A 24,805-nucleotide genomic window follows, 5' to 3' on the forward strand; every position below is an offset into this window, starting at 1 on the left:
TTAGAGGGCGCCCTTCGTGGACGGCAGGATTCCGGCGGCGCGCGGGTCGCGCTCGGAGGCGTAGCGCAGGGCCCGGGCGAGCGCCTTGAACTGGCACTCCACGATGTGGTGGGCGTTGCGCCCGTACGGGACGTGGACGTGCAGTGCGATCTGCGCCTGGGCGACGAAGGACTCCAGGATGTGCCGGGTCATCGTCGTGTCGTAGGCGCCGATCATCGGCGCCATGTTCTCCGGCTCGGTGTGCACGAGGTACGGCCGGCCGGAGAGGTCGACGGTCACCTGGGCGAGCGACTCGTCCAGCGGCACGGTGCAGTTGCCGAAGCGGTAGATGCCGACCTTGTCGCCGAGGGCCTGCTTGAAGGCGGCGCCGAGCGCGAGGGCGGTGTCCTCGATGGTGTGGTGGCTGTCGATGTGCAGATCGCCGTCGGTCTTGACGGTGAGGTCGAACAGACCGTGGCGGCCGAGCTGGTCGAGCATGTGGTCGTAGAAGCCGACCCCGGTCGCGACATCGACCTTTCCGGTGCCGTCGAGGTCGATCTCGACGACGACGGACGTCTCCTTGGTGGTGCGCTCGACCCGTCCTACCCGGCTCATGAGCTCTGCTCCTTCTTGAGTGCGCGAACCGCGTCGAGGAACGCGTCGTTCTCTTCGGGGGTGCCGGCGGTGACCCGCAGCCACCCCGGCACGCCGTTGTCACGGACGAGGACGCCCCGGTCGAGGATCTTCCGCCACACGGCGTGGGAATCCTCGAACCGTCCGAACTGGACGAAGTTGGCGTCGGATTCGGTCACTTCGTAGCCGATGGCCCGCAGCTCGGCGACGAGGCGGTCCCGCTCCTGCTTGAGCTGCTCGACGTATCCGAGCAGCGTGTCGGTGTGCTCCAGGGCGGCGAGCGCCGTGGCCTGGGTGACGGCGGAGAGGTGGTACGGCAGCCGCACCAGCTGGACGGCGTCGACGACGGCCCGGTGCGCGGCGAGATAGCCGAGGCGCAGTCCGGCGGCGCCGAACGCCTTGGACATGGTGCGGGAGACCACCATGTTCGGCCGGCCTTCGAGCAGCGGCAGCAGCGAGGGGCGGTGGCTGAACTCGACGTACGCCTCGTCGACGACCACCAGCGCCCCGGCGGTCGCGGCCTTCGCGGTCTGGGCGGCCTCGTAGAGGGCGAGGACCGTGTCGGCGGCGACCGCGGTGCCGGTGGGGTTGTTGGGCGAGGTGATGAAGACGGCGTCGGGGCGGTGCTCGGCGATCGCCTGCACGGCGGCGCCGGTGTCGATGGTGAAGTCGTCGCTGCGCGGCCCGGAGATCCAGCCGGTGCCGGTGCCGCGGGCGATCAGCCCGTGCATCGAGTACGAGGGCTCGAAGCCGATCGCGGTGCGGCCGGGGCCGCCGAAGGTCTGGAGCAGCTGCTGGATGACCTCGTTGGAGCCGTTGGCGGCCCAGACGTTCTCGACGGCGACGGGGTGCTTCCCGGTGCGTGTGAGGTACCTGGCGAGCTCGGTGCGGAGCTCGACGGCGTCCCGGTCGGGGTAGCGGTTGAGACCGCGGGCCGCTTCCCGTACCCGCTCGGCGATACGCTCGACGAGCGGCTCGGGCAGCGGATAGGGGTTCTCGTTGGTGTTCAGCTGTACGGGCACGTCGAGCTGGGGCGCGCCGTACGGGGACTTGCCGCGCAGCTCGTCACGGATGGGCAGATCGTCGATACCGGTCACTTGCTGTCGGGCACCTTCCAACCGAACCTTGCCTTCAGGGCGGCGCCGTGCGCCGGGAGGTCCTCCGCCTCGGCGAGGGTCACCACGTGGTGGGTGACGTCGGCGAGCGCCTCGCGTGTGTAGTCCACGATGTGGATGCCGCGCAGGAAGGACTGGACGGACAGGCCGGAGGAGTGGCAGGCGCAGCCGCCGGTGGGCAGCACGTGGTTGGAGCCGGCGCAGTAGTCGCCGAGGGAGACCGGGGCCCAGGGGCCGACGAAGATCGCGCCCGCGTTGCGGACCCGCTCGGCGACGGCGGCGGCGTCGGCGGTCTGGATCTCCAGGTGCTCGGCGCCGTACGCGTCGACGACACGCAGGCCGTCGTCGATGCCGTCGACGAGGACGATCGCGGACTGCCGGCCGGTCAGGGCCGGGACGATACGGTCCTCGACGTGCTTGGTCGCGGCGATCTGCGGCTCCAGCTCCCGCTCGACCGCGTCGGCCAGCTCCGGCGAGTCGGTGACCAGCACGGCCGCGGCCAGCGGGTCGTGCTCGGCCTGGCTGATCAGGTCGGCGGCGACGTGCGCCGGGTCGGCGGTGGCGTCGGCGAGGACCGCGATCTCGGTCGGACCGGCCTCGGCGTCGATGCCGATCCGGCCGGTGAAGTAGCGCTTGGCGGCCGCGACCCAGATGTTGCCGGGGCCGGTGACCATGTTGGCGGGCGCACAGGACTCGGTGCCGTACGCGAACATCGCGACGGCCGTCGCGCCGCCCGCGGCGTACACCTCGTCGACGCCGAGCAGCGCGCAGGCGGCCAGGATCGTGGGGTGCGGCAGCCCGTCAAACTCGGCCTGGGCCGGGGAGGCGAGAGCGATGGACCCGACGCCGGCCTCCTGCGCAGGGACGACGTTCATGATCACCGAGGACGGGTAGACGGACCGGCCGCCGGGCGCGTACAGCCCGACACGCTCGACCGGCACCCACTTTTCGGTCACCGTGCCGCCGGGCACGACCTGGGTGGTGTGCGTCTCGCGGCGCTGCTCGCGGTGGACGATCCGGGCGCGCCTGATCGACTCCTCCAGTGCCGCCCTGACCTCGGGGTCGAGCCGCTCCAGCGCCTCGGCGAGGGCCTTCTCGGGCACCCGGACCCGCTCCAGCGCCACGCCGTCGAACCGCTCCGCGTACTCGATCAGCGCCGCGTCGCCCCGATGATGGACGTCCTCGCAGATGGACCGCACCTTCTCCAGGGCGGCTTCCACGTCGAACTCGGCACGGGGCAGCAGGTCGCGCAGGGCGCCACCCTCGGGGAGGGCGTCGCCACGCAGGTCGATTCGAGCGAGGGAAATAGATTGCAGCACGGGTCAATTCTCGCAGACGCGCCCACCGGACCTGCCGTCCGTATCACTGACTGATACGCGTCACATCGACTGATACTCGCCTGGCCGATTTCGCGTCGTCTCCTGTCACATCGCGCCACAGAAGTCGTTCATGACCACTAGCGTTCAGCCCGTTACTCAGCGGGAAGAACGGCTGTACGAAACCCGGGAAGCAGACCGGGGGAAGTGAGGGGGCGGCCTTGACCGAGCCGCAGGGCACGGACATGCCCGACGATCTGACCACGGCCGAGCGGGCCGTGTGGACGGCGTTCGAAAACGGGAGGACGTGCGACCTGCGCGACGGTGATCCCTTCGGCGACGATCCCTTCGCCGGCCCCGTCTGGGGGCCGGAGCGCAGCGTACGGGCCGACGTGGTCGCCCATCTGCTGCTGCACGGACCGCCCCCTCGGCCCGGCCGGGTCTGCGCGCTCAAGCTGCGCGGTGCGTACATCACGGGGAGGCTCGCCCTCGCGGGCGGCACGGTCGCACCGTACGTGGAGCTGGCCGGCTGCCGCTTCGAGAACGAGATCAAGCTGCCGGAGGCGCACTTCACCACGGTGCGCATGGTCGACTGCGTCATACCCCGGCTGGAGGCGGCACGGCTGCACACCGAGGGAGACCTGCATCTCCCGCGCTGCCGCGTGGAGCACGGGATACGCCTCACGGACGCGCAGATCGGCACGGATCTGCTGATCAACCAGATCCGGGTGGGGCCCGACCGGCGTGGCCGGGCGATCGCCGCGGACGGGCTGTGCGTCGCGCAGGACCTCCAGGCGGAGCTGATCGAGACGCGGGGTGAGGTCAGTCTGCGGGGCGCGAAGGTCGGCGTGTCGCTGAGCCTGCGCGGCAGCCGGCTGCGGGCGGTGGAGGGGCGCCGCGCGCTCAACGCCCCGCAGCTGACCGTGGAGCGCACGCTGTACATGACGCGGGCGTGGGTGAACGTGGCGGGCGATCAGGGCGCGACGCCGCCGTTCGGCGTCGTGGCCGGGGCGGCCGGGGGCGCCGACGGCGCCGGCGCGGCTGCGGTGGCCTCCGATGGGCGGGCGCCCGGCGCGCGGGAGCAGCGCTTCGAGTGCCATGGCGGAGTGCGGCTCGACGACGGGCGGTTCGGCGACGCGATCGACTTCCACCAGGCGCGGTTCGTGCTGTCGGACGCCCGGCGCGAGGAGCTGTCGCTGCGCCGGATCGCCACCCCCGAGCTGCGTTTCAACGGGGAGCGGCCGGAGGAGGGGCGTGTCGTGCTCAACGGCGCGAAGGTCGTCACACTGATCGACCTGTCGACGAGCTGGCCGGGGCCGGGCGGGCTCGCGATGGGCGGCTTCGTCTACGAGAACCTCGTCCCGTACAGCCGCTTCCCGCTGGCGCGGCGGCTGGAGTGGGTGGCCGCGGCCACTCCTGAGTACGCGCCCGAGCCGTACGAACGGCTGGCGGCGGTGCTCCGCAACAGCGGCGAGGACGCGGACGCGCGCGAGGTGCTCCTCGCCAAGCAGCGGCGACGGCGCGAGACGCTGCCGCTCGCGGCGAAGCTGTGGGGGTACCTCCAGGACTGGACCGTGGCGTACGGCTACCGGCCGGGGCGGGCGGCGCTGTGGATGGCGGTGCTCTGGGCGGCGGGCGCGGTGGCGTTCTCGCGGTACCACCCCGCGGCGATCAAGCCGGACGAACACCCGGAGTGGAATCCGTCCCTGTTCGCACTGGACCTGCTGATCCCGGTGATCAACCTCGGCCAGGACGGCTACTGGAGGCTGCAGGGCAACTGGCAGTGGGCGGCGGCGGCGCTGATACTGCTGGGCTGGATCCTGGCGACGACGGTGGCGGCGGGCGCGTCTCGACTGCTGCGCCGCAGCTGAGCACGGCGAGGGCAGAGCACGGGCGGGGCGAGGGCAGGGCGCGTCACGGTGCGGTCCACGCCCGGAGGCTTTGCGTTTTCTTGACCTTCAGGAGGACAACCATTCCACCTCCTACCAAAACTTCACAGATGCCCCCTGGCGCCGCCCCCACCTGCAGTTTTCAATGGTCCGCACCATGTCTCTCATCCGTGCCCTGATCAGCACCGCCCGCATGGTCCGGCACACCCCGCGGCTCGCCGACGGGCTGTCCCCGGACGACTCGGTGCTGCTCGACGCGCCCGACGAGTGGCTCGGACCCGCACTCGTCGCCGCCGCGCTCGGCGACCACAAGCCCGCCGCCAAACTGCTGGCCACCACGCGCGACGCGGCCGAGTGGGAGAACCGCGACCGCTACGTGACCCGCCTCGCGGCGTTCGCCCACAACCGGGGCGACTGGCTGAGCGGCTGGCTCGCCGCCACACCCCGCGACCCCGACGCGCTGCTCGTGAAGGCCGAGCTCGCGGTGCGCCGGGCCTGGGAGTCCCCGGCGCGCGCCGAGCGGCTGCGCGAGGTCGGGCCGCTGATCGACGCCGCGGCCGGGGCCGCCCCGCGCGACCCGGTGCCCTGGCGGCTCGCGCTGGACCACGCGCGCGGCACGCATGCGACGCACACCGCGTTCGAGGCGTTGTGGGAGCAGGCCGTGCGCCGCTCCTCGCACCACTACGGCTGTCATGTCGCCGCGCTCCAGTACCTCTCCGCCGTCTGGTACGGCTCGCACCGCGAGTGCTTCGACTTCGCCGAGCGGGCGGCCGAGGACGCGCTCCCCGGCTCCCTGGTGCAGGCCCTGCCCGTGCGGGCCGCGTTCGCGCTGCTGCTCAACGGCGACCCGAGCGCCGTCCAGCAGGACCGGATCGACGCGGCCGCGGATCTGGCGATCGCGCTGTCCGCCGAGTACGCGGCAGGCGATCCGTGGCCCGCGGAGGTCCGGAACCTGCTGGCGTACGTGCTGATCGCGCGGCGCCGCTGGGCCGAGGCGCTGGAGCAGTTCCGGCTGATCGGCCCGAACGCGACCTCGTTCCCGTGGAACTGCCTGACGGACGATCCGCTCGGGCAGTTCCTTGAGGCGAGGGACGGCGTACGGATCGAGGTGGCGTCGACGATGCCGCTCCGGCGGACGACGTCGGCACCGGCACCGGCATCGGCATCGGCAGGGCGGTCCGGAGCACGAAGCGCGCTGGGCGCGGGGGGTACGGGTACGGGCGCGGGTGCGGGTACGGGGGGTGCGCCGGACCGGCCGCCGGGGCCGTTCCGCGGACGGGCCGGACAGAGCCCGTCCGGCGGCCATTACGCTTGACCGCTGTGACCACCGCTCGCCTGCCCCTCTTCCCGCTCAACGCGGTACTTTTCCCGGGCCTCGTCCTGCCGCTGAACGTCTTCGAGGAGCGTTATCGCGCCATGATGCGCGAACTGCTGAAGACGGACGAGTCCGAACCCCGCCGGTTCGCCGTGGTCGCCATCCGCGACGGCCGCGAAGTCGCGCCCACCTCACCGGGGATGCCGGACCCGACCGCGGTGCCCGAGAAAGGCCCCGCGGCGGGGTTCGGCTCCGACCCGATCCAGGCCTTCCACCGAGTGGGCTGCATCGCCGACGCCGCGACGATCCGCGAGCGGGAGAACGGCAGCTTCGAAGTGCTCGCCACCGGCACGACCCGGGTCAAGCTGCTCTCCGTCGACGCCAGTGGCCCCTTCCTGACCGCCGAACTGGAGGAGATCCCGGAGGAGTCGGGAGACGGGGCCGGGGCGCTCGCCGAAGGAGTGCTGCGGGCGTTCCGCAGCTACCAGAAGCGGCTGGCCGGCGCGCGGGAGCGTTCGCTGTCGACGGGCGCCGACCTGCCTGACGAGCCGTCGGTCGTGTCGTACCTGGTGGCCGCCGCGGCCGTGCTGGACACCCCGGCGAAGCAGCGGCTGCTGCAGGCGCCGGACACGGCGACACGGCTTCGCGAGGAGCTGACGCTGCTGCGGTCCGAGACCGCGGTGATACGGCACCTCCCCTCGCTGCCTGCGGTCGAGCTGACCCGGGCGCCGACGAGCCCGAACTGAGACGAGGGGCCAGGACCTTGGCGAAGAAGGCGAAGAAACAGCAGGGCGGCGGCACCCCGGCGACGGTGGCGCTGACCGGCGCGGGCACGGACTTCACGGTCCACGCGTACGAGCACGACCCGGCGTCCGCCTCGTACGGCGAGGAGGCGGCCGACGCGCTCGGCGTCTCCCCCGAGCGCGTCTTCAAGACACTGGTCGCGGACGTGGACGGCGAGCTGACAGTCGCCGTCGTCCCGGTCGCGGGCCAGCTCGACCTGAAGGCGCTCGCCACGGCGGTGGGCGGCAAGCGCGCGACGATGGCCGATCCGGCGGCCGCGGAGCGCACGACCGGCTACGTACGGGGCGGAATCTCGCCGCTGGGCCAGCGCAAGCGGCTGCGCACGGTGCTGGACGCCTCGGCCTCCGCGCACCCGACGATCTGCGTCTCCGCCGGCCGCCGCGGCCTGGAGGTCGAGCTCGCGCCGTCCGACCTCGCGGCACTCACGGACGCGGTACTGGCGCCGATCGGCCGCGTGTAGGCCCTGTCGTTCGTATCAGGCCGGGCTCGCGTGTTGTCGTCGGTCGCCGACTCCCCCGTAGTCCTTCGGGCACGGGAGGTGCCCCCACCGCGTCGACTCCTTCCTCCGCCTCGCAGCTGCACGCACCGTTGTGACATCAGCCGCTCCGCGCCGGGCCGCCCGCTGATCCCGCCTGATCCGAACGACAGGGCCTGCTCTTCGCCGGGGTCTGCCCGCCCCACACCCCGGGTTCGGGCAACGGCCCACCACCGGGCCGTACCCGGCAACGATGGCTCGGGGTGGGGCCGTGGAGGGTCGGCCCCGCAGGGGGTGGCGGCGAACACCGGGTCGGGACCTCGCGAGCCTGTACGCCGCCACCCCCGAGGAGTCGAGCCCGGAGGGGTCACGCCCCACCACGCACCGGCGGATGCCGTACCCCCGCGGCAGGACAGCCGGTGGGCAAGCCCCACTCCCCGCCGGCGTACGCCGCACCCCATTTCGTGCCGAGCGCTGTCGCTCGTCCCACCTGGTCCCCGGCAGCCGCCGACACCCGCACGGGTGGTGCGGATGGGGACCCCCCGGCCCGAGCGCAGGCCGGGCGCATCGCCCACCGGGCCGCTGCGGCCGACGGCGGGCAGCCACCGCAGCGCCCGCATGGCGGCTTGGCGGCTTGGCGGCGGGGGGGCCGAGGGCTCAGGCCCCGTCAGGCCCCAGCGGGGCCGGCCAGTCGGGCTCGGGGTCCCGCGGGGCGAAGAGCGCGGTGAGGGCGAGGTGGACCACCATCGACGCCACCGGCCACGCCAGCAGCGCCGCGCGGGCTCGCAGCTGGAGCGGGGCGTCGAAGACGACGCCCTCGCCGACCGCCCGCGCGTGGGCGACCACATCCTGCTCGGGGCCGAACCAGTAGCCGATGAGCCAGCCGAGCCCCGACGCCAGCAGCCCGCCCAGCGCCAGTGCGACGACCAGCGGGATGCCGCCGCGCCGGCGGAGCAGGAAGACCGCCGCCGCGCACAGCACCCCGAAGCCGAGCGCCAGCAGCACGAACGTGCCGTCCGCGCCCGCCGCCTCCTCGCCCTCGGTGTCCACGACGAAGACCGCCTTGTCCGTGGAGATCAGCGCGACCCGGGGGGCCAGCCAGAGCCACAGCAGGCCGAGCGCGACACCCCCGACGAGCGCCACGACCGGCAGGACGATCGCGGCCAGGCGCAGCTCCCTCTTCATCTCCTGCCCTTCTCCGCCCTCGGGCGGGACGGGGTACGGCGGGTTCCAGGGCGCGTGGTGCGGCGCGGGCCGGTGCGGCGGCGTCAGAGGTGCGGTCACCCTGACATCGTGCCAAACGTGCCGGTGGTGCGCCTCATCGCGGTCGGGGCCTCGTCGGCGCGATAGGGGCCTCGTCGGCGCTCACCGCACCGCGGCCCGCCGGTACGCCCACGTCGCCACGGCCAGCGACACCACGCCGACGACCGCGCAGACCGCGAGGTCCAGCGCCACGGACGGCCAGTGCGGATGCGGGTCGAAGGTGCGGGCCAGGGCCTCGACCCCGTAGGTGGACGGCAGCAGGTCGCGTGCGTACGCGACCGGCTCCGGCAGCCGGCCGGCGGGCAGCACGCCCAGCAGCAGCGCCGCGGACATGCCCAACTGGCCCAGCAGGGTCGCGAGTTCCTGCCGGGGCGCCAGGAGCCCGAGGGCGGCGCCGAGGCCGGCGAGGGCGGCCCCCGCGAGCGGGATCACCGCCATCAGCACCCACAGGTGTGTGAGGGGCAGCCCGAAGAGCACCGACCCGATCACCGCGGTCACGATCGTCCCGGGCACGGTGAAGGAGGCGTACGCCCCCGCCGCGCCGAGCACCACCGCCGCGGGCGGCACCGGCAACGTCGCATAGTGGTCCAGACCACCGGAAGCGCGCAGCCGGCCGAAGTACTGGGCGAGCAGATTGAGTGCGACGAACGCCACGACCAGCACCGACGACCCGGCGACGACGGCGCGCGCCTCGGCACCGCCGTCGACGACGCCCCGCATGAGCACCATGATCCCGACGGACTGGAAGGTCGCCACGAAGAGCAGCGGTATCCGGGCGACCCGTGCCCGGGAGAGCTGGGCGCGGTACACCGCGGCGAGCGCGGGCAGCAGCCGGGCCCGGGGCGCGAGGGGGTGCCGGACGGGGTCCGGGCGTACCTCGAGCGCCTCCTGCACTGTCGCGGACACGGCCTCCGCAGGCACGATGCTCACCTGGCGCTGCTCCTGTTCGGTACGTGCGACGGCCTGCGGCTCATGCCTTCACCAGGCCCTTCGTCGCATGGCCGCCGAGCGCGAGGTACACGTCCTCCAGGCTCGGCGTCGCCAGGGTGAAGTCGTCCAGCGCCGCGAACGCCTCGCCGCCGGTCACCGCCGCGACGGCGGCCCGCGCCTCGTCCGGGCTCAGCCGCAGCACCCAGCGGCGCCCCGACTCCTGCGCGGAACCCCGCAGCGCGGCGACCTCGGGCACGTCGAGCGGCGCCCGCTCGCGCCACACCAGTTCGAGCCGGACGTCCCCGGCGACGCGCTCCTTGAGGCCCGTGGGCGTGTCGCAGGCGATGACCCGGCCCCGTTCCAGGACGGCGACGCGGTCGAGGACGGTCTCGGCCTCGATGACGTTGTGGGTGACGAGCAGCACGGTCGCACCGTGCTCGGCCCGGCGGCGGTCGACCGCGGCCCAGACGGCGCGCCGGGCGACCGGGTCCATTCCGGTCGTGGGCTCGTCCAGGACGAGGACCGGCCGCGCGCCGACGAGGGCGGCGGCGAAGCAGGCGAGCCGGCGCTGTCCGCCGGACAGCTTCCTCAGGGGGCGTCCGGCCAGCGCGGTCAGCCCGAGCTCGTCGAGTACGGTGTCGCGCTCGGCCCGTGCCTCGTGGACACCGAGCCCTCGCAGCCGCCCCGTCGTCTCGGCGGCGAGCGCCACGGTGAGCTCGTCCAGGGCCGTGGACTCCTGGCCGAGGTAGCCGATGAGCCGGGAGGCCCGTTCGGGGTGGCGCACGAGATCGTGGCCGAGCACCTCGACGGCGCCCGAGTCGGGGCGCATCAGACCGGTGAGCTGGCGGACCAGGGTGGACTTGCCGGCGCCGTTGGGGCCGAGCAGCCCGAAGATCTCGCCGGCGCGGACGGCCAGCGAGACGCCGTCGTTGGCACGCACCTCGGGGGTCGCGGGGGTCCCTCGCCGGGCGCGCGCGGCGGGATACGTCTTGACCAGATCCCGCACCACGCACACCGTACTCACGAGGGACGAGCCTACGGGGTCCGCGGCGCTACTCCCCCGCGGGGGCGCGTTCGGCGGCCGCGCGGACGTCGATCTCACGCCAGAATCCGGCCCGGATGGCATAGCGGTCGTGCTCGTCGATCTGGTCGTCCTTGTGGGCGAGGAGCCCGAACCTGGCAGCGTAGCGGAGCAGTTCGCCGTCGATACGGTGCGGAATGCGCGGGTACATGGTGGACAGCTTCTGCACGTGCGCGGGGTCCGGGAGGCGTTCCATCCAGCGGCGGGCGAAGACCTGGCCGACCTCGTAGGGGTCGCCGCCGACGGTGGTGATGTCCTCCTCGCGGTCGGCCCAGCGCTGCTCGGCGCTGGTGAGCTGGGCGAGGGTGGGCAGGGAGGCGGTCTCCGGCGGTTCGCCGAGCGCCCCGTTGCCGGGGCGCTCGACCCAGCCCTTGTCGGAGGACCAGCGCAGGGTGGCACCCGCCGGATGCCGCTCTGCGGTGGCGGCGGGGCCGCGCAGTCCCGCGAGGTCCTTGGGGGTGGGGACGCCCTTCGCGCCGGTGGCGACGGAGCCGACGGAGCCCGCGGGGCCGGCCGTGGCCGGGGCGCCGTCGTCGACGGCCGGAGCCGTCGATCCGTTCCGTGCCGCCGCGGCCTGGGCGCGGGCCTCGTCGCCGCGCTCCGCCGAAGCGGCGAGCGCCGCCTCGGGCAGCGGGGCGGAGAGGATCGCGGCGATCTCGGGGCGGGGCACGGGCGGCGGGGTGCAGATGCCGCCGAGGTCCTTGGCCCGCACGGCCTGGGTGATCCAGGCGCGGTCGAGCACGCGGCGCTCGTCGGCCTCGGCGACGAGGTCCTCGGACTGGTTGTAGTCGCCGTCGGCGGCCTGGACGGCCCAGAGGTGGACGGCCACCCCGTGTTCCTTGGCTGACATCAGCCCGGGCAGCAGATCCCCGTCCCCGGTCACGAGGACCACATCGGAGCAGGCGCGATTTCTGGCCAGTTCGGTGAGCTCCGCGTGCATGGCCGCGTCGACGCCCTTCTGGGCCCAGCGGCCGTCGCTGCGGGTCAGCGCGCCGAGCCGGACGGTGACCCGGGGCATGACCCGCAGCCTGCGGTGCTCGGGCTGGGGCACGCGGTCGGGCGCGCCGTCGAACCAGTAGATGCGCAGCAGCGGGCGTTCCGTATCGGCCTCGGCGCGGTCGCGCAGGGCCTGGATGAGGGCCGCGTGGTCGACGGTGATACGGGAGCGGGCCGGTTCTCCGGCGAGAAGACTCGCGGCGGCGCCCAGCAGATAGCCGGCGTCCACCAGGACGACGCAGCGGTCCACGTGTTCCACCCTCTTTCGGGAACCTCGGGATCGGAGTTGCTTCGGGTTTCCTTCGAGTCTGCCCGAACGCCGGGTGGTTGACGGCCGGAACTCGATCATCGGCGTGGCGGATCGTGAAGCCGCAGAACACCCCCGGTTCGTTACACACCGCAATGATCCGAAATGCGCTGGATATCCGCTTATGTGAGGCTGATGGCGGCCCTGCCCCAGGCCCTGGCCGACGCCGGGGCCTTCATCCCCCAGGAGGCATCACCATGGCCAAGAACAAGAACCGGGACCGCAAGATACAGACGGGCTCGACCGCCGAGCGCAGCGCCCAGGACGCCCGTACGTCCTCGATGGAGGCCCAGGGCGAACAGCGCGACACGCGCGTCAACCCGGGCGGTACGTCCCACAAGGGCCGTTCGAAGCGCTTCGGCCACAACTGACACGTCGCCTTGCCGCATGCCTGAGGGGGCGCACCCGGTGACCGGGTGCGCCCCCTCAGGCGATTCGGCTCAGCCGGCCAGGCAGGACGGGCCGAGCAGCACCTTCAGATCGCCGAAGAGGGCCGGATCGGGCTGGACCCGGTGCCGGTCGAGGCGGAGCACCGTGGTCTTGCGGGCGCCCTGGAGCTTGATCCGCACCTCGGTGTTGCCCTTGTGGTGGCCGAGGATCTCGCCGAGACGGCTGATCATGGGCGGGGTGACCTTCACCGTCGGGATGGTGATGACCACCGGGGCGTTGGTCCCGGCCGACGACAGGTCGGGGACCATCAGCTCCATCGCGACGAGCCGCGGCACGTCCTCGCGCTTGTCGAGCCGTCCCTTGACGAAGACCACGGTGTCCTCGACGAGTTGGGTGGACACCAGCTGGTAGGTGGCCGGGAAGAACATGCACTCGATGGAGCCCGCCAGGTCCTCGACGGTGGCGATCGCCCACGCGTTGCCCTGCTTGGTCATCTTCCGCTGGAGTCCGGAGATGATGCCGCCGATGGTGACGACCGCTCCGTCCGCGTGCTCACCGCCGGTGAGTTGGGCGATCGCCGCGTCGCTCTTGTCGCTGAGCACATGCTCGATACCGAAGAGCGGGTGGTCGGAGACGTACAGACCGAGCATCTCGCGCTCCTGCGCGAGCAGGTACGACTTCTCCCACTCGACGTCCGAGAACTCGACGTCGAGGCCGAAGCCCGGCTCGGAGGAGCCGTCGTCCGAGTCGCCCATCCCGCCGAAGAGGTCGAACTGCCCCTCGGCCTCCTTGCGCTTGACCGCCACCACATTGTCGATCATCGGCTCGTGCTGGGCGACGAGGCCCTTGCGGGTGTGGCCCATCTCGTCGAAGGCGCCCGCCTTGATGAGCGACTCGACGGTCCGCTTGTTGCAGACGACGGCCTCGACCTTGTCGAGGAAGTCGGGGAAGGAGCTGTACTTCCCCTTGGACTTGCGGCACTTGATGATCGACTCGACGACGTTCGTACCGACGTTGCGGACGGCCGTGAGACCGAAGAGGATCACGTCGTCGCCCTGGGCCGCGAAGTTCGACTCGGACTCGTTCACATTGGGCGGCAGCACCTTGATGCCCATGCGGCGGCACTCGTTCAGATAGACCGCGGACTTGTCCTTGTCGTCCTTGACCGAGGTGAGCAGGGCCGCCATGTACTCGGCCGGGTAGTTGGCCTTGAGATAGGCCGTCCAGTAGGAGACCAGGCCGTACGCCGCGGAGTGGGCCTTGTTGAAGGCGTAGCCGGCGAAGGGGACCAGGACGTCCCACAGGGCCTGGATGGCCTCGTCGCTGTAGTCGTTCTTCCGGGCGCCGGCCTGGAAGATGGTGAAGTTCTTCGCCAGCTCCTCGGGCTTCTTCTTGCCCATGACGCGGCGGAGGATGTCGGCCTCGCCGAGCGAGTACCCGGCGATGATCTGGGCGGCCTTCTGCACCTGCTCCTGGTAGACGATCAGGCCGTAGGTGACCGCGAGGACCTCTTCGAGCGGCGCCGCCAGCTCCTTGTGGATCGGCGTGATCTCCTGGCGGCCGTTCTTGCGCTCCGCGTAGTTGATGTGCGAGTTCATGCCCATCGGGCCCGGCCGGTACAGGGCCGAGACGGCGGAGATGTCCTCGAAGTTGTCGGGCTGCATCTGGCGGAGCAGCGAGCGCATCGGGCCGCCGTCGAACTGGAAGACGCCGAGGGTGTCGCCGCGGCAGAGCAGTTCGAAGGTCTTGGGGTCGTCCAGCGGCAGGGCGAGCATCTCCAGGTCGATGCCCTTGTTGGCCTTCACCATCTTGATGGCGTCGTCCATGATCGTGAGGTTGCGCAGGCCCAGGAAGTCCATCTTCAGCAGGCCGAGCGACTCGCACTGGGGGTAGTCCCACTGTGTGATGGTCACGCCGTCGGTGTGCCGCACCCAGATCGGGGCGTGGTCGACGATGGGCTCGCTGGACATGATCACGCCGGCGGCGTGCACGCCCATCTGCCGGACCAGGCCCTCGACGCCCTTGGCGGTGTCGATGACCTTCTTCACGTCCGGTTCGTTCTCGTACATCGACCGGATCTCGCCCGCCTCGCTGTAACGCGGGTGGGAGGGGTCGGTGATGCCGTTGAGGTCGATGCCCTTGCCGAGGACGTCGGCCGGCATCGCCTTGGTGAGCCGGTCGCCCATCGCGTACGGATAGCCCAGCACGCGCGCGGAGTCCTTGATGGCGTTCTTCGCCTTGATCTTGCCGTAGGTGCCGATCATGGCGACCTTGTCCGCGCCGTACTTCTCGGTCACGTACCTGATCACCTCGACGCGCCTGCGCTCGTCGAAGTCGATGTCGACATCGGGCATGGAGACGCGCTCGGGGTTGAGGAACCGCTCGAAGATCAGTCCGTGCGGGATCGGGTCGAGGTCGGTGATCCCCATCGCGTACGCGACGATCGATCCGGCTGCGGACCCACGGCCGGGGCCGACCGCGATGCCGTTCTTCTTGGCCCACATGATGAAGTCGGCGACGACCAGGAAGTACCCCGGGAACCCCATCTGGATGATGACGTCCATCTCGTACTCGACCTGCTTCTGCCGGTCCTCGGGGACGCCGCCGGGGAAGCGGCGGTCCATGCCCTGGCGGACCTCCTCCTTGAACCAGGTGACCTCGGTGAAGCCCTCGGGGATGTCGAACTTCGGCATGAGGTTCTTCGCCTCGAACATGCCCTCGGTGTTGATCTGCTCCGCGACCAGCAGCGTGTTGCGGCAGCCCTCCTGCCAGGCGTCGGAGGAGTCGATGGCGTACATCTCGTCGGTCGACTTCAGGTAGTAGCCGGTGCCGTCGAACTTGAAGCGGTCGGGGTCCGAGAGGTTCTTGCCGGTCTGGATGCACAGCAGCGCGTCATGGGCGGTCGCCTCGTGCGCGTACGTGTAGTGCGAGTCGTTGGTGACCAGCGGGGGGATGCCGAGCTTCTTGCCGATCTCCAGGAGTCCGTCGCGGACCCGGCGCTCGATCTCGATGCCGTGGTCCATCAGCTCCAGGAAGTACCGGTCCTTGCCGAAGATCTCCTGGTACTCGGCGGCCGACTTCAGGGCCTCGTCGTACTGGCCGAGACGCAGCCGGGTCTGGAGCTCGCCGGAGGGGCAGCCGGTGGAGGCGATCAGGCCCTCGGACCACTGCGAGATGGTCTCCTTGTCCATACGGGGCCACTTCTGGAGCCAGCCCTCGGCGTACGCGTCCGAGGAGAGGCGGAAGAGGTTGTGCAGACCCGTCTTGTTCGCCGCCCAGATCGTCTTGTGGGTGTAACCACCCGAACCGGAGACGTCGTCCCGCTTCTGGTGCGGCTGGCCCCACTGGATCTTGCGCTTGTTGCGCCGCGACTCGGGCGCGACATACGCCTCGATGCCGATGATCGGGGTGACCCCGGCCTTCTGCGCGGAGTGGAAGAAGTCGTACGCCCCGTGGAGGTTGCCGTGATCGCTCATGGCGATGTGCGTCATGCCCATCTCGTTGCAGGCATTGAACATGTCCTTGAGCCGCGCCGCACCGTCCAGCAGCGAGTACTGGGTGTGAACGTGCAGGTGCGTAAAAGGCGGCTTGGTCACGGCGGAGGGCCTCCGGCAAACGAGCGATGACGGACTGGGTGGACAGCGTGGAAGTCTACGACCCTGCACTGACACTCGCGGGGCACTCCGCACTACCTTCGTGCGTTGAGCGGGACGGAACACCTGTCCCTTTTGTCATGTACCGCTTGTAACCGGGAGGCACCCAGCGATGTCGGTCCACCAGCCCACGGCTGACGAGCGCGGCGGGGAGATCCTCGCCGTCTTCGGCACGGCCTTCGGCGAGCTCCTGGCCGCCGACCCGGCCGCGTTCCGGGTGAAGTTCCGCAAGATGGCGGCCTCCGCCTTCGCGTTCTACCGGGGCACGGCGTGCCTCTTCTACCACGACCTGGCGCGCGGGCAGCACGCCGGACCGTACCTGGACGAGCGCACCAGCCGGGTGTGGATCCACGGCGACCTCCACGCCGAGAACTTCGGCACGTACATGGACTCCACGGGCCGCCTGATCTTCAACGTCAACGACTTCGACGAGGCGTACGTCGGCCCGTTCACCTGGGACGTCAAGCGGCTCTCCGCCTCGCTGGCGCTGATCGGCTACACGAAGGCGCTCAGCGACGAGCAGATCACCGAGCTGGTCCGGATCTACGCCGCGGCCTACCGCGAGCGCGTCCACGCCCTCGCGACCGGCGCGAAGAACGACGAGGTGCCGCCCTTCACGCTGGACACGGCCGAGGGCCCGCTGCTGGGAGCCCTGCGCAGCGCCCGGGCGCTGACCCGCTTCGGGCTGCTCGACTCGATGACGGAGATCCGGGAGTACGAGCGGCGCTTCGCCGAGGGCGGCGGCTCGATCGAGCTGGACGCCGCGACGCGGTACAAGGTCCTGGCGGCCTTCGACGGCTACCTGGAGACGCTGCCCGAGTCGAGCCTGACGCGCCCGGACTCGTACCGGGTCAAGGACGTCGTCGGCCGGCGCGGCATCGGCATCGGCTCCGCCGGTCTGCCCTCGTACAACATCCTGCTGGAGGGCAACAGCGACGCGCTGGAGAACGACGTCGTGATCTACATGAAGCAGGCGCAGACCCCGGCGGTCTCCCGGCACATCACCGACGAGCGGGTGCGGGGCTACTTCCAGCACGAGGGCCACCGCACGGTGATCTCGCAGCGCGCGCTCCAGGACCACGCCGACCCGTGGCTGGGCTGGACGGAGATCGAAGAGGGAGGGGGCCGGTCGGGACAGCTCGTCGCGGAGGTCTCCCCGTACGCGGTCGACCTGGACTGGTCGGACATCGACGACCCGGCGGAGATCGCGGCGACCGTGGCGGACCTGGGCCGGGCCACGGCGACGATGCACGCCGCGGCGGACGACGAGAGCGGCCACTCGCTGGTGCCGTTCTGCACGGAGCGGGCCATCGACGCGGCGATCGCGGCGGACGAGGACGGCTTCGGGGACCTGCTGGTGGACTTCGCGCACAGCTACGGCGCGCAGGCGCGTGCCGACCACCAGATCTTCGTGGACCTCTTCCGGAACGGAAGGATCCCCGGACTGAGCTGACCCGGGCCTGCACTGACCCGGCCTGCACTGACCCGGACCGCGCCGCCCCCGACCGCGCCGTCCCGGGACGGCGCCGGCCCGGGACGGCGCCGAGGCCAGGGCTGCGCCGAGGCCGGTTCCTTTAGGGACCGCTTACAGGCCCACATGGCACACTCCTCCCTTGATGGACATTTCAGGGGCGCGGCTCAGGGGGCTGCGGGCAGCGATCTTCACGGCGCTCGTCGTGACGCTGTCCGTGGCCTCCCATGTGCTGCTCTCCCGGGTGCCGCTGCCCCTGCTCACGGTGGGTGCCGTCGCCGCAGGGATCTTCCTGGTCGCGTACGCGCTGGCGGGACGCGAGCGCGGATACGGTCCGATCGCGGCCGTGCTGGTCCCGCTGGAGCTGGCCGCGGACACGGTCTTCACCACCGGCCAGCACGTCTGCTACGGCGCCGCGGGCGGCCCCGTCGCCGGTTCGCTGCGTGCGGTCGGCGTCGACGTGCTGTGCGGCGGCCGGGTCGGCGCCCCGCTGCCCGGCGTGGCCACGTCCGCGGGGCGCGGCGCCGGGCTGCTCGACTCCCCCGACCCCTCGGTGCCCTGGCTGCTGCTGGCCGCGCACATCTCGGTCGGGCTGCTCGCCGCGGCCTGGCTGCGCCACGGCGAGTCGGCGCTCGCGGCGCTGCTGCGGGCGGCGGGCGCCTGCGCGTTCCGGCCGCTGCTGGTCGCCGTGGCCGCGGTCCGCGACCGCCGCAGGCCCGCACGTTCCGGGGCACGCGTCCCGGACCGCACCCGGCCCGCCCTCACCCGCCACATCGTGCACTCCGTACGGCGGAGGGGACCGCCGCGGGCTCTCGCTCTCGCCTGAGCCTTCCGGCACACCCCCCTCACCCCATCTGTCGTACGGAGAAGACCATCATGAGTGCACGCAACAGCCAGGCCAACAAGGCTGCCGCCCGCGAGCGGCTGCGCGCGGAGCGCGAGCGCCAGGCCAAGAAGGACAAGGTCAAGCGGCAGCTCGTCGTCGTCGCCTCGACCGTCGCCGTCCTGGCGGCGGCCGGCGGCGTCGGCTACGCCGTCATGCAGGCCAACAAGCCCACCGCGTGGGAGGCCGCCAAGTCCGCGAAGGTCATCGCGCCCAAGAACACCGAGGGCGAGAACGGCACGACGGTCGTCATCGGCAAGCCGGCCGCGCAGAAGACCCTTGAGCTGTACGAGGACTCGCGCTGCCCGGTCTGCGCGACCTTCGAGCAGGCGGTCGGCGAGACGGTCAAGAAGGACGTCGACGCCGGGAAGTACAAGGTCAAGTACATCGGTGCGACCTTCATCGACAACGCCACCAACGGCGAGGGCTCGAAGAACGCCCTGTCCGCGCTCGGCGCCGCGCTCGACGTGAGCCCCGAGGCGTTCATGGAGTACAAGGCCGCTCTCTACTCCACGAAGTTCCACCCGGAGGAGAACAACGACAAGTTCGCCAAGGACGCCTACCTCATCGAGGTGGCCGACTCGGTGCCCGCCCTCAAGAAGAACGCGGCCTTCGAGAAGGCGGTGAAGGACGGCACCTACGACGCGTGGGCGCTGAAGATGTCCGCGACGTTCGACTCCAGCGGCGTCCAGGGCACTCCGACGCTGAAGATGGACGGCAAGAAGGTCACCGTCGAAGGCAGCGACAACGTGCCCATGACGGTGGCCGAGTTCAACGCCGCCGTCGACAAGGCCCTCAAGGGGTAACACCGCACGGCGCTTTCCGAACGGGCAGACGAACTTTCCCCAATTCGTCTGCCCGTTGGCCCTACTGGTCAGTAGTCTGATCGCCCGTGACCAGTAGACTCTCGACAACTCCGAGCCGCCGCACGGTCGTCAAGGCCGCTGCCGCCACCGCTGTCGCCGCCCCCGTGCTGGGCGGCGCCGTCGTCTCCACCGCCTCCGCCGCCGAGCAGGCCGCCCCCGTGTTCCTCCACGGTGTCGCCTCGGGCGACCCCCTCCCCGACGGTGTGCTGCTGTGGACCCGGGTCACGCCGGTCCCGGACGCCGTGCCCGGCTCCGGCAAGGGCCCCGACACCGAGGTCAGCTGGGAGGTCGCGGAGGACAAGGGCTTCACCTCCGTCGTCGCGAGCGGCCGGACCACCGCCACCGCCGCCTCCGACCACACGGTCAAGGCCGACGTCAGGGGCCTGCGCCCGGCCACCGCCTACCACTTCCGCTTCACCGCCGGCACCGCGGTCTCGCCCGCCGGCCGCACCCGCACCGCCCCGGCCGCCGACGCCGCCGCCCCCGGTGTCCGCTTCGGTGTCGTCTCCTGCGCCAACTGGGAGGCCGGCTACTTCTCCGCCTACCGCCACCTCGCGGCCCGCACCGACCTGGACGCGGTCCTCCATCTCGGCGACTACATCTACGAGTACGGCTCCGGCGGCTACCCTGCCGAGGAGAACGTCATCCGGCAGCACGAGCCCCGGCACGAGATCACCACCCTGGCCGACTACCGGCTCCGGCACGCGACGTACAAGACCGACGCCGACCTCCAGGCGCTGCACGCCGCGCACCCCGTCGTCGCCATCTGGGACGACCACGAGATAGCCAACGACGCCTGGTCGGGCGGGGCCGAGAACCACACCCCGGGCGCCGAGGGCGACTACGCGGCCCGTGCCGCGGTCGCCAAGCAGGCGTACTTCGAGTGGATGCCCGTGCGCGCCTCGACCGAGGGCACGGTCTACCGCAGGCTGCGCTTCGGCAAGCTGGCCGATCTGCATCTGCTGGATCTGCGCTCGTTCCGCTCGCAGCAGGCGTCGGTGGGCAGCGGCACGGTCGACGACCCGGAGCGCACGATCACCGGCCGGGCCCAGCTCGACTGGCTCAAGTCGGGCCTCGCCTCGTCCGACGCGGCGTGGAAGCTGGTCGGCACCTCGGTGATGATCTCGCCGGTCGCCTTCGGTTCCGTTCCCGCCCATCTGCTGGAGCCCATCGCCGAACTGCTCGGGCTGCCCGCCGAAGGCATCGCGGTCAACGTGGACCAGTGGGACGGCTACACGGACGACCGCAGGGAACTGCTCAAGCACCTGACGGACCGCGGGATCAGGAACACTGTCTTCCTCACCGGCGACATCCACATGGCGTGGGCCAACGACGTACCGGTGACGGCGGCGACGTACCCGCTGTCGCGGTCGGCCGCGACCGAGTTCGTGGTGACCTCGGTGACCTCCGACAACCTGGACGACATCCTGCACGTCGCCCCGGGCACGGTGTCGCTGGTCGCGTCCACCGCCGTCAAGGCCGCCAACCGCCATGTGAAGTGGCTCGACATGGACAGCCATGGGTACGGCGTCCTCGATGTCACCGCCGAGCGCTCGCAGATGGACTACTACAAGGTCTCCGACCGGACGAAGGCGGACGCGACGGCCGCCTGGATCCGCTCGTACCGGACGCTCGACGGAACCCAGAAGGTCGAGCGGGTGGACCAGCCGGTGCGCTGAGCACCACCCGATCCACTTCCTCTAACCTGGCGCCATGCATGCGCCGGGGGAATTGATCGACGGACGGTTCGAGCTGCTCGAGCGGCTCGGCAGTGGGGGCATGGGCACGGTGTGGCGGGCCCGCGACACCGTGCTCCATCGTGAAGTCGCCCTGAAGGCCGTCAGATCCGACGCGGCCGCCTCCGACGCCGTGCGCGAGCGCGTGCTGCGCGAGGCCCGGGCGCTCGCCCGGCTCAGCCACCCGCATGTGGTGACGGTCCATCACATCGTCGACGCACAGCCGCATCCGTGGATCGTGATGGAGCTGGTGCCCGGCTCCTCACTCCAGGACCGCCTCACCGCCCAGGGCCCGCTGCCCGCGGCGGAGGCGGTGCGCATCGGCCGCCAGGTCCTCTCCGCGCTGGGCGCCGCCCACGCCGTCGGCATCCAGCACCGGGACGTCAAACCCGCCAATGTCCTGCTGCGGCCCGACGGCAGCGCCGTGCTCACCGACTTCGGTATCGCGGCGCTCCAGGGGTCCGCCTCGCTGACGGTCCCCGGCGAGCTGATCGGCTCGCCCGAGTACATCGCCCCGGAGCGCCTCCGCGGCCACGGCGACTCCGAGGCGGTCCCGTTCGGCGCCTCCGACCTGTGGTCGCTCGGTCTCCTCATGTACGTGTCCACGGAGGGCGTCAGCCCGCTGCGCCGGGAGACGACGTTCGCCACGCTGGCGGCCGTGCTCGACGACCCGGTGCCGCCGCCGGTACGGTCCGGTCCGCTCGCTCCGGTGCTGGAGGCCCTGCTCGTACGGGATCCGGCGGCGCGGCCCGACGCGGCGCGGCTGGAGACGATGCTGGCGCAGGCGGAGTCGGGGAAGGCCCCGTACTGGGCGCAGCCGACGACGACCACGCCGGCGCAGCCGGAGCCGGTACCGCCGGTGCCGGTGCCGCCGGTGCCGGTGCCGCCGGTGCCGGTGCCGACCCAGCTGGACAGCCCGCGGCCGACGGCCCCGCAACCGGCCGGTGCGCCGGAGCGGCAGCGCAACCGTACGGCCGTCGTGGTGGCGGTCGCCGCCGTGGCCGTGGCGGTCACGGCCACCGTGGCGCTCGCCCTCTCGCTGGGCGATCACGGCAGGAGCACCGCGGGCGGCTCCGGCGGAGGCGCCGGGGGCGGAGCCGGCAGTACGTCCCCGGCGACGTCCACGCCGACCGCCACCCCCACCCCCACACCGACGCCGACACCGACGCCGACACCGGCGCCCACGGTGACCGTCACCGCGTCGGTCACGGCGAGCGTCGCCCTACCGCCGTCCTCCGGCCGGTGGATCGCCCAGCTCTTCTCCGAGCCGGTCGGCTCCGGCGCCGCCACCCGCGACCAGCGGCTGGCCAAGGTCCGCGAGACCGTGCCCGAGGCCGAGTACCTCCGCAGCGACGAGCACGCCTCGCTGCGCCCGGGCTACTGGGTGATCTACGCACCGGGCCCGTTCGACGACGGCCGCGCGGCGCTCGCCTTCTGCGCCGACCGCGGCATGACCACGGCGAACGACTGCTTCGGGCGCTATGTGAGCGCGGATCCGGACGACTTCGCGCTCCAGTGCCGCCCGCCGGCGAGCAGCCCGTCGGGCCGCTACACGCGCTCCTAGGTCGTGTCTCCAAAGCCCCGTCTGCCCGGTGACGCCTGGCACGCTCCCCAGAGCTCGCGCCTGGGAGGTGCCCCACCCCCGTAGCCCTTCGGGCACGGGAGGTGCCCCCACGCCGCGTTGTCGTCGGTCGCCTATGTCCCCCGTGGCCCTTCGGGCACGGGAGGTGCCCTGACCGCATGACTCCCTCCTCCGCCTTGCGATCGCACGCACCAGACACCGCCGAGCCCGCCCTCCGGGCGCACGACGCCACGGTGAAGACACTCCCTAGGGCCTGGGCTCCGGTCCGTTCACAGGGTTTCGAGGAACGCGAGCCCGACCCGCCATGTCTCGTCGGCGGCCTTCTCGTCGTAGTCGGGCAGCTCCGGGTCCGTGTAGAGATGCCCGGCTCCCGGGTAACGGTAGACCTCGACATCGGCCCCGGCCCGGCCCATCCGCAGATACCAGGCGGTCAGCCAGTCGTGCGGCTCGAACGGATCGGGGTCGGCGACGTGCAGTTGCACCGGCAGCCCGTCGACCGACGCGTTGTCCGCGATGTCGGACGTGCCGTGCAGCAGCAGAAGGCCACGGGCCTTCTCGTCGCCCAGCGCCAGGTTCTGCGCGACGGCCGCGCCCAACGAGAAGCCCGCGTAGACGAGTCCGCGCTCGGAGAGCGGTGCCGCGGCCGTGATGGCACGCTTCAGCAGCTCCTCCATCCCGAGGTCGCTCTTGAAGGCCATGGCCTCCTCGACGGACTCGAAGGTCCTGCCCTCGAAGAGGTCGGGCGTCCACACCTCGTGCCCGGCGGCCCTGAGCCGGTCCGCCGCCGCCCCCACGGCGGTGCGGAGACCGTACGTCGAATGGAAAAGCATGATGTCCATGCGGTCAGGTTACGTTCGAGGACATGGAGAACGTGCTGCGTCCGTTGATCGTCGTCGGCGGGTCGGTCGTGCTCACCCTGCTCGTGGGGTGGCTCGCCGACGTGCTGCTGCGCCGGGCCGACTCCCGGCACACCGAGACCCCGCTGTGGGGGCTGCTGCGCCGCTGCCGCGTCCCGCTCCAGTTCACGCTCTGCGCGGCGCTGCTGAGAGGGACCTTCGCGCAGGCGAGGATCGAGACCCTGGAGGACCACGAGGCGGGCATCGGCCAGGTGCTGACGCTCGTGCTCATCGCGTCGTCGGCGTGGCTCGTCGTCAGGATCGCGACGGCCGTCGTCGAGTCCTCGTACAGCCGCTACGCCGCGGCCACCCGCGATCCCGCACGGGTGCGCCGGGTGCGTACCCAGGTGACGCTGATCCAGCGGGTCGTCACCGCCGTGGTGGCGGTCGTCGCCGTCGCGGCCATGCTGCTGACCTTCCCCGCGATGCGCACGGTCGGCGCCTCGGTGCTGGCGTCCGCCGGGGTCCTCGGCATCGTCGCCGGTATCGCCGCCCAGTCGACGCTGGGCAATCTCTTCGCGGGGCTCCAGATCGCGTTCGGCGACATGGTGCGCATCGGCGACACGGTCGTCGTGGACGGCGAGTGGGGAACGGTCGAGGAGATCACGCTCACCTTCCTGACCGTACGGACCTGGGACGAGCGCCGGATCACGATGCCCGTCTCGTACTTCACGGCCAAGCCGTTCGAGAACTGGTCGCGCGGCGGGGTGCAGATGACCGGCACGGTCTTCTTCCACCTGGACCACTCGGCGCCCATGCCCGAGCTGCGCAAACGGCTCCACGACATCCTGCGCGGATGCCCGGAGTGGGACGGCCGCGACTGGTCGCTCGCCGTCACGGACACCACCGCGACAACGGTCGTCGTACGGGCCGTCGTCACGGCGAAGGACGCGGACGACGTGTGGACGGTGCGGTGCGTGGTCCGCGAGCAGTTGATCGCCTGGCTGCGCGACCACCACCCGTACGCGCTCCCGCACATCGCGACGGCACAGGCACCGTCGGTGGACGGGGAGGCCCTGGGGACGCCCCGCTCGCCGCGCGACGGCAGCAGCTGATGTCGCTGTCGGCCCGAGTCGGGCGACGGGGCCCAGGCCCTGTCGTTCGCGTTCTGATGGCACAGCGGTGCGTACAGCTGCAAGGCGGACGAAGAAGTCGACGCGATGGGGGCACCTCCCGTACCCGAAGGGCCACGGGGGCGACCGACGACAACGCGGCAGATGTGCGT

General features: G+C 71.7%; 20 protein-coding genes. 11 read left to right on the forward strand and 9 right to left on the reverse strand.

Annotated elements, in window-relative coordinates; genetic code table 11:
• The 3 genes from hisB to hisD are packed head-to-tail and all read right to left on the reverse strand — an operon-like array spanning position 1 to position 3,043.
• A complete protein-coding gene (gene hisB, locus KK483_RS08015; protein ID WP_138055870.1) occupies positions 1-594 on the reverse strand; it encodes an imidazoleglycerol-phosphate dehydratase HisB in 594 nt (197 codons plus the stop codon).
• Entirely contained in the window at positions 591-1,709 is a 1,119-nt protein-coding gene (locus KK483_RS08020; protein WP_262004516.1) for a histidinol-phosphate transaminase, read from the reverse strand. Before KK483_RS08020 ends, hisB begins: the two co-directional genes overlap by 4 nt.
• Positions 1,706-3,043 carry a histidinol dehydrogenase gene (hisD, locus tag KK483_RS08025; RefSeq protein WP_262009393.1) on the reverse strand — a complete coding sequence of 446 codons (1,338 nt, stop codon included), beginning with the start codon at positions 3,041-3,043 and terminating at the stop codon, positions 1,706-1,708. Before hisD ends, KK483_RS08020 begins: the two co-directional genes overlap by 4 nt.
• 221 nt (positions 3,044-3,264) lie before the next feature.
• Between hisD and KK483_RS08030 the strand changes: the two genes are divergently transcribed.
• The 4 genes from KK483_RS08030 to ybaK all read left to right on the forward strand — a co-directional run bounded on the left by KK483_RS08030 (position 3,265) and on the right by ybaK (position 7,511).
• A complete protein-coding gene (locus tag KK483_RS08030) occupies positions 3,265-4,914 on the forward strand; it encodes an oxidoreductase (RefSeq protein ID WP_262004517.1) in 1,650 nt (549 codons plus the stop codon).
• 163 nt (positions 4,915-5,077) lie between these two features.
• Entirely contained in the window at positions 5,078-6,247 is a 1,170-nt protein-coding gene (locus tag KK483_RS08035; RefSeq protein ID WP_262004518.1) for a hypothetical protein, read from the forward strand.
• Positions 6,248-6,252: 5 nt separating this feature from the next.
• Positions 6,253-6,993 (forward strand): LON peptidase substrate-binding domain-containing protein, encoded by a 741-nt coding sequence (locus tag KK483_RS08040; protein ID WP_262004519.1) that lies wholly within the window; start codon positions 6,253-6,255, stop codon positions 6,991-6,993.
• Positions 6,994-7,010: 17 nt separating this feature from the next.
• Positions 7,011-7,511 (forward strand): Cys-tRNA(Pro) deacylase, encoded by a 501-nt coding sequence (ybaK, locus tag KK483_RS08045; RefSeq protein ID WP_262004520.1) that lies wholly within the window; start codon positions 7,011-7,013, stop codon positions 7,509-7,511.
• Positions 7,512-8,183: 672 nt separating this feature from the next.
• Here the strand turns inward: ybaK and KK483_RS08050 are convergent.
• From KK483_RS08050 to KK483_RS08065, 4 genes are all read right to left on the reverse strand, one after another.
• On the reverse strand, positions 8,184-8,810 hold the full coding sequence (locus tag KK483_RS08050) for a DUF2567 domain-containing protein (protein ID WP_262004521.1): 627 nt from the start codon (positions 8,808-8,810) through the stop codon (positions 8,184-8,186).
• 81 nt (positions 8,811-8,891) lie between these two features.
• Positions 8,892-9,719 (reverse strand): ABC transporter permease, encoded by an 828-nt coding sequence (locus tag KK483_RS08055; RefSeq protein WP_399013645.1) that lies wholly within the window; start codon positions 9,717-9,719, stop codon positions 8,892-8,894.
• A 40-nt stretch (positions 9,720-9,759) separates the two neighbouring features.
• The gene (locus tag KK483_RS08060) at positions 9,760-10,734 is read right to left on the reverse strand and encodes an ABC transporter ATP-binding protein (protein WP_262009395.1); all 975 of its coding nucleotides are present in this window, start codon (positions 10,732-10,734) and stop codon (positions 9,760-9,762) included.
• A 37-nt stretch (positions 10,735-10,771) separates the two neighbouring features.
• Positions 10,772-12,055 carry an NYN domain-containing protein gene (locus KK483_RS08065; RefSeq protein WP_262004522.1) on the reverse strand — a complete coding sequence of 428 codons (1,284 nt, stop codon included), beginning with the start codon at positions 12,053-12,055 and terminating at the stop codon, positions 10,772-10,774.
• 245 nt (positions 12,056-12,300) lie between these two features.
• Between KK483_RS08065 and KK483_RS08070 the strand changes: the two genes are divergently transcribed.
• The gene (locus KK483_RS08070; RefSeq protein WP_262004523.1) at positions 12,301-12,474 is read left to right on the forward strand and encodes a hypothetical protein; all 174 of its coding nucleotides are present in this window, start codon (positions 12,301-12,303) and stop codon (positions 12,472-12,474) included.
• 69 nt (positions 12,475-12,543) lie between these two features.
• Here the strand turns inward: KK483_RS08070 and dnaE are convergent, their stop codons facing one another.
• Positions 12,544-16,089, reverse strand: a complete 3,546-nt coding sequence (gene dnaE / locus KK483_RS08075) for a DNA polymerase III subunit alpha (protein WP_262004524.1) — start codon at positions 16,087-16,089, stop codon at positions 12,544-12,546.
• Between the two features lie 169 nt (positions 16,090-16,258).
• Between dnaE and KK483_RS08080 the strand changes: the two genes are divergently transcribed.
• The 5 genes from KK483_RS08080 to KK483_RS08100 all read left to right on the forward strand — a co-directional run bounded on the left by KK483_RS08080 (position 16,259) and on the right by KK483_RS08100 (position 22,666).
• Complete coding sequence (locus KK483_RS08080) at positions 16,259-17,599, forward strand: DUF2252 domain-containing protein (RefSeq protein ID WP_262004525.1); 1,341 nt, start codon at positions 16,259-16,261, stop codon at positions 17,597-17,599.
• 163 nt (positions 17,600-17,762) lie between these two features.
• Complete coding sequence (locus KK483_RS08085; RefSeq protein ID WP_262004526.1) at positions 17,763-18,443, forward strand: hypothetical protein; 681 nt, start codon at positions 17,763-17,765, stop codon at positions 18,441-18,443.
• Between the two features lie 50 nt (positions 18,444-18,493).
• Positions 18,494-19,306, forward strand: a complete 813-nt coding sequence (locus tag KK483_RS08090) for a DsbA family protein (protein ID WP_262004527.1) — start codon at positions 18,494-18,496, stop codon at positions 19,304-19,306.
• Between the two features lie 86 nt (positions 19,307-19,392).
• Entirely contained in the window at positions 19,393-21,045 is a 1,653-nt protein-coding gene (locus KK483_RS08095; RefSeq protein WP_262004528.1) for an alkaline phosphatase, read from the forward strand.
• 34 nt (positions 21,046-21,079) lie between these two features.
• The gene (locus KK483_RS08100; RefSeq protein WP_262004529.1) at positions 21,080-22,666 is read left to right on the forward strand and encodes a serine/threonine-protein kinase; all 1,587 of its coding nucleotides are present in this window, start codon (positions 21,080-21,082) and stop codon (positions 22,664-22,666) included.
• Between the two features lie 287 nt (positions 22,667-22,953).
• On the opposite strand, the gene KK483_RS08105 is transcribed toward KK483_RS08100, so the two are convergent.
• Entirely contained in the window at positions 22,954-23,523 is a 570-nt protein-coding gene (locus KK483_RS08105; RefSeq protein ID WP_262004530.1) for a dienelactone hydrolase family protein, read from the reverse strand.
• 23 nt (positions 23,524-23,546) lie between these two features.
• On the opposite strand from KK483_RS08105, the gene KK483_RS08110 reads away from it, so the two are divergent.
• The gene (locus tag KK483_RS08110; protein WP_262004531.1) at positions 23,547-24,635 is read left to right on the forward strand and encodes a mechanosensitive ion channel family protein; all 1,089 of its coding nucleotides are present in this window, start codon (positions 23,547-23,549) and stop codon (positions 24,633-24,635) included.
• Positions 24,636-24,805: the final 170 nt, after the last annotated feature.

Source organism: Streptomyces sp. FIT100 (genome assembly GCF_024584805.1).
Lineage (GTDB): Bacteria > Actinomycetota > Actinomycetes > Streptomycetales > Streptomycetaceae > Streptomyces.

Excerpts from the sequence above, each read along its gene's own strand:
- KK483_RS08110 (WP_262004531.1), top strand. The coding sequence starts at position 23,547 with ATGGAGAACGTGCTGCGTCCGTTGATCGTCGTCGGCGGGTCGGTCGTG.
- KK483_RS08085 (WP_262004526.1), top strand. The coding sequence starts at position 17,763 with ATGGACATTTCAGGGGCGCGGCTCAGGGGGCTGCGGGCAGCGATCTTC.
- KK483_RS08035 (WP_262004518.1), top strand. The coding sequence starts at position 5,078 with ATGGTCCGCACCATGTCTCTCATCCGTGCCCTGATCAGCACCGCCCGC.
- KK483_RS08080 (WP_262004525.1), top strand. The coding sequence starts at position 16,259 with ATGTCGGTCCACCAGCCCACGGCTGACGAGCGCGGCGGGGAGATCCTC.
- KK483_RS08105 (WP_262004530.1), bottom strand. The coding sequence starts at position 23,523 with ATGGACATCATGCTTTTCCATTCGACGTACGGTCTCCGCACCGCCGTG.
- hisB (WP_138055870.1), bottom strand. The coding sequence starts at position 594 with ATGAGCCGGGTAGGACGGGTCGAGCGCACCACCAAGGAGACGTCCGTC.
- KK483_RS08070 (WP_262004523.1), top strand. The coding sequence starts at position 12,301 with ATGGCCAAGAACAAGAACCGGGACCGCAAGATACAGACGGGCTCGACC.
- KK483_RS08090 (WP_262004527.1), top strand. The coding sequence starts at position 18,494 with ATGAGTGCACGCAACAGCCAGGCCAACAAGGCTGCCGCCCGCGAGCGG.
- KK483_RS08100 (WP_262004529.1), top strand. The coding sequence starts at position 21,080 with ATGCATGCGCCGGGGGAATTGATCGACGGACGGTTCGAGCTGCTCGAG.